The organism is Dyadobacter sp. 3J3 (assembly GCF_009801115.1).
Lineage (GTDB): Bacteria > Bacteroidota > Bacteroidia > Cytophagales > Spirosomataceae > Dyadobacter.
Window position 1 is genome coordinate 330,934 of sequence record NZ_VTOL01000009.1, and the last position, 11,067, is coordinate 342,000.

General features: G+C 37.0%; 11 protein-coding genes. 3 read left to right on the plus strand and 8 right to left on the minus strand.

The window, feature by feature from the left end; translation table 11 throughout:
• Nucleotides 1-94 precede the first annotated feature (94 nt).
• Together queA and FZF08_RS20805 are read left to right on the plus strand one after the other, a co-directional pair.
• Nucleotides 95-1,144, plus strand: coding sequence for a tRNA preQ1(34) S-adenosylmethionine ribosyltransferase-isomerase QueA (gene queA, locus FZF08_RS20800; protein ID WP_159472649.1), 1,050 nt, complete (start codon nucleotides 95-97; stop codon nucleotides 1,142-1,144).
• Nucleotides 1,145-1,244: 100 nt separating this feature from the next.
• The gene (locus tag FZF08_RS20805; RefSeq protein ID WP_159472652.1) at nucleotides 1,245-1,919 is read left to right on the plus strand and encodes a 2-C-methyl-D-erythritol 4-phosphate cytidylyltransferase; all 675 of its coding nucleotides are present in this window, start codon (nucleotides 1,245-1,247) and stop codon (nucleotides 1,917-1,919) included.
• 13 nt (nucleotides 1,920-1,932) lie between these two features.
• Here the strand turns inward: FZF08_RS20805 and FZF08_RS20810 are convergent, their stop codons facing one another.
• From FZF08_RS20810 to FZF08_RS32345, 8 genes are read right to left on the minus strand one after another with little or no spacing between them, the layout of a single operon-like run.
• A complete protein-coding gene (locus tag FZF08_RS20810) occupies nucleotides 1,933-2,748 on the minus strand; it encodes a tetratricopeptide repeat protein (protein ID WP_159472655.1) in 816 nt (271 codons plus the stop codon).
• A complete protein-coding gene (locus FZF08_RS20815; protein ID WP_159472658.1) occupies nucleotides 2,720-3,205 on the minus strand; it encodes a hypothetical protein in 486 nt (161 codons plus the stop codon). Before FZF08_RS20815 ends, FZF08_RS20810 begins: the two co-directional genes overlap by 29 nt.
• A gap of 10 nt (nucleotides 3,206-3,215) precedes the next feature.
• Nucleotides 3,216-4,511: an HlyD family efflux transporter periplasmic adaptor subunit gene (locus FZF08_RS20820; RefSeq protein WP_159472661.1), complete on the minus strand. Its 1,296-nt coding sequence runs from the start codon at nucleotides 4,509-4,511 to the stop codon at nucleotides 3,216-3,218.
• Nucleotides 4,511-6,715 (minus strand): peptidase domain-containing ABC transporter, encoded by a 2,205-nt coding sequence (locus FZF08_RS20825; RefSeq protein WP_159472664.1) that lies wholly within the window; start codon nucleotides 6,713-6,715, stop codon nucleotides 4,511-4,513. Before FZF08_RS20825 ends, FZF08_RS20820 begins: the two co-directional genes overlap by 1 nt.
• Nucleotides 6,716-6,722: 7 nt before the next feature.
• Nucleotides 6,723-8,192, minus strand: coding sequence for an MBL fold metallo-hydrolase (locus FZF08_RS20830; RefSeq protein WP_159472667.1), 1,470 nt, complete (start codon nucleotides 8,190-8,192; stop codon nucleotides 6,723-6,725).
• 24 nt (nucleotides 8,193-8,216) lie between these two features.
• The gene (locus FZF08_RS20835) at nucleotides 8,217-8,933 is read right to left on the minus strand and encodes a hypothetical protein (protein WP_159472669.1); all 717 of its coding nucleotides are present in this window, start codon (nucleotides 8,931-8,933) and stop codon (nucleotides 8,217-8,219) included.
• Complete coding sequence (locus tag FZF08_RS20840) at nucleotides 8,908-9,351, minus strand: hypothetical protein (protein ID WP_159472672.1); 444 nt, start codon at nucleotides 9,349-9,351, stop codon at nucleotides 8,908-8,910. The genes FZF08_RS20835 and FZF08_RS20840 overlap by 26 nt, the downstream gene beginning before the upstream one ends.
• Before the next feature lie 6 nt (nucleotides 9,352-9,357).
• Nucleotides 9,358-9,981 carry a type II CAAX prenyl endopeptidase Rce1 family protein gene (locus FZF08_RS32345; RefSeq protein WP_409012669.1) on the minus strand — a complete coding sequence of 208 codons (624 nt, stop codon included), beginning with the start codon at nucleotides 9,979-9,981 and terminating at the stop codon, nucleotides 9,358-9,360.
• 732 nt (nucleotides 9,982-10,713) lie between these two features.
• On the opposite strand from FZF08_RS32345, the gene FZF08_RS20850 reads away from it, so the two are divergent.
• Nucleotides 10,714-10,950 carry a helix-turn-helix transcriptional regulator gene (locus FZF08_RS20850; RefSeq protein WP_159472678.1) on the plus strand — a complete coding sequence of 79 codons (237 nt, stop codon included), beginning with the start codon at nucleotides 10,714-10,716 and terminating at the stop codon, nucleotides 10,948-10,950.
• Nucleotides 10,951-11,067 lie beyond the last annotated feature (117 nt).

The window sequence follows — 11,067 nt, forward strand, 5'->3', positions numbered from 1 at the left end:
TGTTAACTCAGTAATTGTCATACAGTATAAAATAAAATTTTCGACCGCCCCTTTTTGTCTCACGACTTATCGACTTTCACCGATTTAACAAGCTATGAAGTTATCCGAATTTAAATTTGATCTCCCTCAAAGCCTGATTGCACTTCACCCTTCCGACCGCGGCGAATCCCGCCTTATGGTTGTAAACCGTGCCACAGGAGAAATAGAGCACAAAATGTTTCCTGATCTAATCAATTATTTTGGTGACGGAGATGTAATGGCTATTAATGATACAAAGGTTTTTCCTGCCCGTTTGTATGGCCAAAAGGAAAAAACAGGAGCTAAAATCGAAGTATTTTTATTACGTGAATTAAACCGTGAAATGCGTCTTTGGGACGTTTTGGTTGATCCCGCACGTAAAATCCGTGTTGGTAATAAATTATATTTTGGCGACAGTGATCTTGTTGCTGAGGTTATTGATAATACTACATCGCGCGGCCGTACAATCCGTTTTTTATATGACGGCGATAATGACGAATTCATGAAACTGGTAGATCAGCTGGGTGAAACTCCGCTTCCTCCGGAAATCATTTCCCGTCGTAAAGTAGAAAGTGCTGACCGTGAACGTTTTCAAACTATTTTCGCTGAACATATCGGTGCAGTAGCGGCACCAACAGCTGGTTTGCACTTTACAAAAGCAATGATGAAACGTCTTGAAATTAAAGGCATTAACTTTGCTCCTGTTACTTTGCACGTTGGCCTTGGAACATTCCGTACTGTTGATGTTGAGGATTTGACAAAACATAAAACGGATTCTGAAAATTACCGTATTCCACAATCTAGTGCAGATATAGTAAATGCTGCTTTGGATGGAAAAAAACGTGTTTGCGCAATTGGAACAACATCTTTGAAAGCAATTGAATCGTCAGTTTCTGCAAGCGGACATTTGAAAGCAGTAGAAGGATGGACGGATAAATTCGTTTTTCCTCCTTATGATTTCAAGATTGCTAACGCAATGTTGTCGAACTTCCAGCTTCCTGAATCAATCCTTTTGATGTCAGCTTGCGCTTTCGGAGGTTTTGATCTGGTAATGAAAGCTTATGAAATGGCGATCAAGGAAAAATATAAATTCTTCACATACGGAGATGCCATGCTGATCATCTGATCTTTGCATGAATAAAAATAGTTTTGTCATTTATTAACATCTGAGCTCAGCTTTGTGTTGATAAATGACATTTTTTTGAATATACCAAAGCTTTTTTGTTATGCAGGAATATGTAATCATTGTAGCGGGTGGCTCAGGAAGCCGGATGAAAAGTGATAGACCGAAACAGTTTATTCCTGTTAATGGATTACCGGTCCTTATGCATACACTGAAAGCATTTAGGAATTATTCTGATAAGTTGAAGATAATTTTGGTACTACCGGAAGCTCATTTTACGTATTGGAACCAACTTTGTACCGAGTTTTTATTTACTGAATCCTATTCGCTGATCGCAGGTGGAGAAACAAGATTTCATTCAGTTAAAAATGGTCTGGATAGTATTATGGATAATGAAGATGCTATTGTAGCGGTTCATGATGGCGTACGTCCGGTAATCAGCAAAGAAATTATTTTAGAAAGCTTTCAAAAAGCGGCTCAATTTGGTACTGCGGTAGTAAGTGTAGCGCTAAAAGATTCCATCAGGATTGTGGAAAATTCCGAAAAAAATTCCGCTATGGATCGTTCCGTTTTCCGGCTAATTCAAACGCCTCAAACTTTTCGGATTGACTGGATGAAAAAAGCATTTAATAATCCTTATCAATCCTTATTTACTGATTGCGCCAGCGTTCTGGAATTTGAAGGTTATCCAATTCATTTAACAGAAGGATCTTATGAAAATATCAAGATCACAACACCGGAGGATTTGAGATGGGCTGAAATTTATCTTAACAACTGAACCGACACTGAATTTATTTCTGCTCTATTTCGATCAGGGAAATTTGTCTTGGATAGTTTACATAAGCCTCATTATCCTCATTTATTCTATATCCCTGATCATAATATTCTTTTGCCTTAGCAAAATATAAAACTGAATCTGTATTTCCCGTAGCCTTTAATACGCGGGCCAGGTAATAATTTGCCTCTGGCATTTGGGAATAATAATTCAAACAATCCCTGAAATTCCGTTCTGCCTCGATATATTCATTCATTTCCAGATGCACAATACCTAGATAGAGCAAAGAGTTAAAATGTATATCGTTGTCTTTTCCCCTACTCTTTTGTTGTTCAATATCTTTCTGAAACATTTTCTCCGCCTGCTCCAATTCTCCTGTTTCCAGAAAAGACAAACCGCAAAAAAATGAATAGGTATGGTCCATCACACTTGCATTAGGGACAAGTTGCTCTGCAAGCTGAAAGTCGGCTAATGCCTTTGAATAATTTTTTGTAAAAATGCAGTGAAGAAAGCCGCGGTATGCAATCCATCTTTTTGGATCCAGCTCTACTGCTTTATCTTCCAATTCGAAAGTTTTGGCGTAATCTCCACTTTTCAAATAAGGAATGGCCTTTTCCTGATAGGCCTCTGCAATATTCGGACAAATAGCAATGAGACTGTCCCAACTTGCTTCCCAATCTGGATGATTATACCCAAATTTCCAGGCCTTTTTAGAATATACTTCCAATAAACTATCCTGAGCAACTTTTGAGCTGCAATCGATTTTTGATTGAGAAAAGCCTAAATCAGGAACAAACAACATACTAAGGAATAATATTAACGACTTCTCCATTTTTTATTTTGAAAGAGATAAAAGCAATGTAATTGGCATTTTTCAGCGTTTGTATTTCCAGGTTTTTCTTCCATTCCTTCATGGTTTTCAAATAACTATATAAATCATCCGCAAATTCTTTTTGAAAATGAGTTGACTTATAATTATCATCCGTTTGAAGTACCTGAATACGACTCATAATACCTTCGCAGTCAATAAAAAACCGAAAAGTTATATAGCCATCACCAGAATATGTATGGCCTTTCTGTTTCAAATATTCTCTGGATTCACGCAGTATGGCAGAAGATGAAACCGGATATTTTCCTTTTAGATTATAATAAAATATAACGTAAGGCGGAGCACAGTTTGAGCTTACAGTTCGTGTTGTGTCCATATATTCTCCTTTGGGAGTAATAAAATTCTGCCCCAAAATATTACCGGCAAACAGCATTAAACAAATTAGAAAAACTATTTTCATGAACCGTGATTTAATGTGTTAATAGTATTTTTCTTATTTGGTAAAATAAACGTTCACTAAGCCGTAGATCTTCTGTAACAATTTCTGCGGACGCAGCCATACCCGTTTTGTAAATCAACGTTTTATTAAAGTTTGTTTTAAGCCCATCAGGTAAAGAGACTGTTGCTAAAAAATAGGTGTTATCCTGAGACGGAACCTTTGCTATGGAAGTCACATTTCCCTCCACCGCACCATATTCTTCAAACGGGTAACCCTGGAATTTTATGAGTACGCGTTGCCCAATACTTACCCTGCCAGAATTAATTTGCGGAATACGAATTTCTCCAAGGTAATGATTTATTCCGCTACTAATATACATAACTTCCACACCTGTTTTAAGAGATTGTTTCTCCTGTAAAATGGTGGAGAAAAAGACATTTCCCTCCTCAGCTGCTATCAGTAAATACCGGGATTTCCACAACTCAATAGCGCTGCGAAGTGTGTTCAGCGCCTGTCCAAAATTCTCAGTCTGCTCTTGAACTGTGCGATCAAGTTCCAGCAACTCGGATAGTTTGGCACTCTTTTGACTATCATTATTGATACGTGAAGTCTCTACATTTTTAATGGGAAGCCGTTTGCCTAATGCTTTACTTTCTTCTTTATATATATCAAGATCCGCTATTACTTTGCTTTTATAGAGTTTTTCATTGACCTTATACTCCTTTTCTGCCAATTCTGAATCCCGTATATAAATATCACGCTGCTCTTCCAAACGTTTATCCATTGTTTCAGCACGTTGAATATCATTTAATAACAACCTGCGTTTTTTACCATAAAATCCGTCGCTGTACAGCATCCTGACCTGCACGAAAATTTGCTGAAAATTTTGGTAAGCACTTTGAACTTCTCCCAAATGTTCATACCTGTTTAATTTTATGGAGCTAAGATTTGAAAAATTCCGGTCTTTCACCGTGTCCCTAATTTTATTCAATTCCTGTTCGAGATCAAGTATTTCATGATGTCCGGATGTGCTTTCCACAAAAGCCAGAATTTCACCTGTATGCACTTTCCGGTTTTCTTTTACAAATAATTCCTCAATACGACCATCCGTTTTCAGTACTACTGCCTTTGGCAGGTTATTTGAAATAAGTCTAAAATCAGCACGAACAATCGTCGGGTAATGAATAGACCAGCTCACAGCGAAAGCAACTATCAGAACCAGGCATAATGATAGTATCCCCCATCGAATAAGCCATTTTGGAGGCCGGTCCATAAAATCACGAACAGCTTCGCTTCTTAGGTCTGTTTCATCCTGAATTTCTTCCATTAATTCCCTAATTCTAATTGGTTCTTTACCAAATAATAATAATATCCTTTACTTTGAACCAGTGCTACATGCGTACCTTTTTCAATAATACTTCCTTTATCTAATACAATGATCTGATCTGCATTTTTTACAGTACTTAGTCTATGAGCAACAACTACAACCGTTTTGCCTTTGAAAAACTCTTCCAGATTCCGCATAATTACGGCTTCGTTATTAGCATCCAATGCACTGGTAGCCTCGTCGAAAAAGATATATTCCGGATCTTTATAAACGGCTCTTGCAATAAGGATACGCTGTTTCTGTCCACCGCTGATACCCATTCCACTGGATCCTATTCTGGTATTATATCCGTTTGGAAGTTCCTCTACAAAATCTCCAATGTTGGCAACATGAACAGAATGAGTAAGTTTTTTAAGATTTATTCCTCCATTTTCGTCTGATTCGCTGATGTTTCGCCCCACAGAGTCAGCGAAAATATATCCTTCCTGCATCACAACGCCACACTGCTTCCGCCAGAAATTATAACTTAGGTTTTTAAGATTTCCGTTTCCTATTTCAATTTTGCCATCCGCGAGGTCGTGATATTTCAAAAGTAATTTAAGCAGGGTAGTCTTACCGCTTCCGCTGGCACCTACAATGGCCGTAACCTTTCCCTGGGGAATTTCAAAGTTGATATTGCTAAGTACCAGTGGAGATGTGCTGCTTCCGTAACGAAAATTCAAACCGGATACTTTGATTGTTTTATCGTCTGGCAATTCATTTATCAGCAATTCATCCGCATTTTCTTCATTGGTTTTATTATGAATTTCGGCCAGACGTTCCAGACTTAATTTCGCATCCTGATAGCTACGGATAAAAGCGATGAAGTTGTTAACAGGCACATTCATTTGTCCGATAATATATTGTACAGATAGCATTGCTCCCAAAGTTAGCTCTCCATTGATGACCGATCTGGCAGCGATATAGCTGATCAGAATATTTTTAACCTCATTGATAAATCTGCCGCCTTCATTCTGCGATTGAGACAACGACAAACTTGCCATATTTAACTTGAATAAGCGGGCCTGAATGGCTTCCCACTCCCAGCGTCTGCGTTTTTCAGATCCGTTCAGTTTTATTTCCTGCATACCGTTTATCAACTGAATCGTACTACTTTGATTCCCGGAAGACTGATCAAAATATTGGTAATCAATTTTAGCCCTTTTCTTCATAAATAACAGAACCCAGCCCATGTATAATACAGAACCAATAATGAATACAAGAAAGAGTTGAGGATTGAAATAATAAAGAATGGCGCCAAAGATAGTTAATGTAACCGTTGAAAAGAGAACATCCAAAGTAGTTGCAGACAAAAATGCCTGTACCCGGTTATGATCCTGAATCCTCTGCATTATGTCACCGGTTGACTTTGATTCAAAAAATGAAATAGGAAGATTCATCAATTTCATTAGGAAATCAGACAACATCCTTAGATTTATCCGGCTTGTTACATGCAATAATATCCAGTTCCGGATCACACTTAGTCCCGACTGCGATATAAACAAAACCAATTGCGCTACCAGGACAAGTGTTACAAAATTTAGATTCCGGGTATTTATACCTGTATCGACAATCTCCTGCGTAAGAAAAGGTAATCCCAACTGAAGTAAACTAGCCAGAAAAAGACCTAAAAATAATTGCCAGATGTGTCGCTGGTATGGCCTGAAATACGGCGCTAAAAATCCTTTAACTGATCTTGGAGAGACCTGATTACCCTCCTGAGAAAAGAAAGCAGGTGTAGTTTCAAACAGTAAAAGAATTCCTTCCGAATCCTCATTAACATTTTTTTCAGGAATCCAACCTTTCAAAAAATCCTGTTGGGAATACGTAATAAGTCCATGCCCCGGATCGGCAACAACAACTTTGGTAGCTGTTGCTTCGTAAACCACAACATAATGTCGCTGCCGCCAGTGCGCAATACAAGGTAATGGAATTTGTTCAGCAAGTGTTTTATAATCCGAAGTTAATACTAAGGTACTGAACCCAATATTTTCAGCGGCATCTACCAAACCTCCCATTGTAGCTCCATCCCCTCGCAAACTGGCAAGCTCTCTCAGATAAGCACCATCGAAAGATTTGCCATAAAACTTGCTGATCATTCGTATGCAGGTCGGGCCGCAGTCCATTCTGTCATATTGTCTGTAAAAAGGATATTTTCTACTCAAAGTATTGTCATTTAACTTCTGTCATTTTCCGTAGCTCTTCCATAGTCCCAAACTCCTTTTGTCCCTGCAAGGGCCAGGAGGTATAAATTCTGTCTATGGTTAGGTTTTTTGAAGTGATCAGATCGTACACCGCTTTTCCTCTCTGGCCCGCCGATGAAACCCTTCCCCCCGATCGGAAATTTAGTAAATCGCCAGTCCACAAAATTTTGCTGTCAGGAAAATAATAAACCAAATGCTCATAGGTATGCTCCGTACTTTTACCAATTTCATAGGCAACAACTTTACCCATAAACATTTTCTCTCCATTCAATGGCACAAAGTCGAACCGGGAATTTTGTGCATTGTTGTTGATAAGACCATTGCTCATCGTATGGGACTTTTTCATATTAGCCTCAAAATACGCCTGATTCCCGGCAGTGGTAACAACAGTTAGGGGCAGAGCAGCATAAGCCCTGAGACCGCCAGCGTGATCAGGATGATGGTGCGTCACAAATAAATACTTTAGAGGTTTACCAGGAAATCTCTTTTTCAATTGCGCGATAATATTTTCATTGAGCTCAATCCCGGAAGGAGTCTCAAACAAAGCAATATTATCGGGAAATTCTGCCACAAGCATCTTATTGTTTTGTGACACTATTTTTATAAGATTGATATTAACAGCAACCTTTTCAAAAACCAGGCTGTCTCTTGTCTCTATACGTTCAGCCATCTTTCTTTTGAAATACTCGGGGACCAGAGTCATTTTCAAGTCAGCAGTATCCGGTTTTATATTGGAACGGAAAGCTTCATAAGTAACTTCTCTTTCCGCTTTTCCATATTCATAATCCATGCGGGAAGCTGGCATTTTAATACCATTTTGATCAGAATACGCTTTATATTCAGTTGCGAAAACTACATCTCCATACGTATTGTCATAGCCTAAATATTCAGTTCTATCCAAAAGTTTAGTTTTTTTGTTGATAAATAAGGTGACTTGTTTTGAACCAAATGAAATCCATGCGTATGATTTATCTTCTCCCAAATAGCGCAGCGAAATTCTTGACAGCCAGGCTAGATGAAGCAACTTGGCCGGAACCTTCCGGGCAAGTTCAAATGCAAAGTCCGTATTTTTGTCTTTCAACAATTTGTTTTGATAAAATCCCTTTTTGTAAACAGAATCCTGCTTGCTGACAGCCAATTCAACAAATGTATACCCGTTGTTTACTATCGTACTGCGCATGTAGCCGGATTGTTGTTTTGCAAAAAATACATCTGTTTCCTCATAAGGAATGTCTTTTGTTTTCCCTGGCACTTCATAATGTCCCAGATTATGTATGACGCCCTTGGATTTTATGAACAGGCTGTCAGGAATATGTGTACTGGTAGCGCTTATTGATTTTTCCAATATTTGTAATGCCCTTTGATAATTAGCCGTAGTTTGGGCAAAAGAAATAAAGGGTATGAAAAAAATGATGAGTGTGTATATTTTAGCTTTCATTCATTAAGAGATTTAATTTCCCGTTCACATATTTTTTGACAATAGATTTGATTCCTTAAAACGATCATATTGAAAGGTATAAGGCTGGTTGCTATAATCAAAGCCTTGTATTTCTTTCTTATACCTAATCAAGATTTCCTGAAAACCTTCATTGAATTGGCGATGAAAATCAAGGCCCGCATCCGTAAGTATCTCTGGATTGTTCATGAGTTTAAGGTCTAAATAAAACTTGTGCAAATAGAAGCCAATTCTACCTAATGCCTCAAAACGCAAATTCTCATCAGTAAAATATTGGCTTTGAAGAACTTCGTCTAACGCATGTAATATGCATGTATACGTAAACAAGCCATGAAACGCTCCGTAAGCTCCTCTCATTTCACCCGGATTGGTTGAATAATTTTTTAACGGATGATCTTTTGGGACTTTCAGATATTTAGGAGTATCCAGCGTAAGTACATTAAAGATAACATGGCCACATTGGTGAGAGATATCATCAATAAAAAAGACCGGCGTTTGTATCTTGTTTTCTGTATTAAAATATGCCGTACCGTGATGCATTATTCCCGCAAAAGAATTGTGATTAGGACTGCTGAATACTACAAATTCTCTTGTAACGGATGTTATCAAACTCCAAAAATCGGGTAATTGTTCCTGCAAGAAAGTTGTTGCTACGGATAAAGCATCTTCATTTTTATAGAGTGTGTCTTCCACAGGTTCATGAAAACTTACATCCTTGGCCATAAGCCAATAAATCAGTAGGATGCAAGCACAAACGAATTTTACTGTTTTTAACAAACTTATCAGGTATCAGTCCAGTCAGTGTAATTAAATCTACCGGAACGATATTATATGGCTCAGTACGGATATATCCCAGATTTGGCAAGTTGACTATTCCGAATCGATCAGCTGTAAGAGAAATCATGGCTAGCCTTTTTTCAGCACGAATATAACCCACTACCGACTGAAGCAAGGGAATTTTATTCGTTTTGTTGATATCCGATAGGAAATAACAAAATAATGAAGGCTCTAAAAATATAAAATCATCTTCGTAATCCAATAAATAAAAAAGTGCAGAATCCTCTTGAAAGAATGCCATACGAATAGTGTCGGAAATCGATGTCTGCGCTATGTTAATTGCAGAATTTTTAAAATTTATCATTCTCAATTAAACGATATAATAGGTAATGAAATATATCAAATTAGGTATCAAGTTATAGAGAGAATGTAGCAGAATTGCATATTCAATCCCATGTTTTAACCTGACATAACCAAACCATACTCCACATATTATTTGTGGAAAAACAAGTAGCAAAACAAGAAAGTACAGATGCAGATCCGATTTAATATCAAAGTTCAATATGTGGCAAAACCCAAAAAGAGTTGCCGAAGAAATAAAAACAACATTGTAATATTCTCGCCAGACAAAGGAAAAAAAAATATTTAATGAAAATATCAAACTCAACATATTGTATGTGAAAATCGAAAAGAGTAGAAAGATTGACGCGAGGAAAACAAATTGGGATTTCCCTATATCAAACCAGTTTATTGAAAAATAAATTTTCACTATAGCCATTCCAAAATAACCGGCCATAATGGAAAAATTAAATGGAGTGTATTTTAGACATAACCTAAATCCAATTTCTTCAAAAATTGGTGCGATAATATTGACAATAACCATTGCGTACAGAAATCCTCTTCGTCTCAAATATTCCTGAGTCAAATTTTTTGGCAATTCAGTGTGAATACATTTAAATATAATATATGAAGAGACAACACAGAGAAAAGACATAATAGTCAATAAAATAAACGAAGTAGCTATGCTACTAAATAGGCGCAATTCGTCCTGATGCTTAGGCAAAATGCCACGTCTTATAATAAGATAAATCTCCCGAAATTGTCTTTTCACATTTTCAATCGAAATGTATAATGGTGCCTAACTTTCTCCACTTGCTGGTATTGTCAAACACCATTATACTTAATTATTAGTTACCAAGTACTTGCGTTGAAACTCATAAAAAAATTTATCACGTCATAACATATTTGACAATGACAATCTGCTGCGCTCCCACCGTTTATAGCCTCCAAATTTTCCTTAACCTGCTCTGCCTTCTGAGCCTTCAACTCTTCTAATGATAGTCTTTTCATTTTGAATAGAATTTTATAATAAGTAAAAACCAACCTCCCCACCTTCTGGCCAGATATTGTTTCGGATTGTGCTACAAAACTGTAAAACGATATTTATTTCAACTATTACTTTAATAATAAATCAATGAGAACAGCTGATATTATTACCGAGGTAATAGTTTAAAGTTCCAATAAAAAACATAAGTATCTAATAATCAATTTATTATATAATAAGTAATTTAAAACCGAATTGAATAGATTTATGAAAAGATTTTGCGAACATCTCCGTTAACACTATCTTTATGACACAACGATATTAAAAGCTTCAATTTTGAAATAGGAATTTATTACAAAGCTATTTGTAGAAATGATATTCAGTAATCAAAATTGTTGTAGCATGACAGCCGAGGAAGCATTACAAACCTATTACAAACAAAGGGAAATCTCCCAACCAGAAATAGCACTCGCGCTGGAAGTAAGCCAAACCAGCGTCCACAACTGGCTTAGTGGAAAAAATAAAATTCCAGTTGACTTTTATGATCGTATTGCAAATCTTTGCAATATTGATCTTATTGAAATCCTACCAGGTGGGTGGAGGATTTTACTTGATCACAAAAACAGCAATAGCTGTTGATCAAAATTCTCTCCGCTATGATTATCACGAATTCAAAACAGCCTTGTTTCACAAAAAAATAATCCTTTGTAGATGGTCTTTTCAGTTATAATAGCATCGTTGCGGCTAGACTGCTAG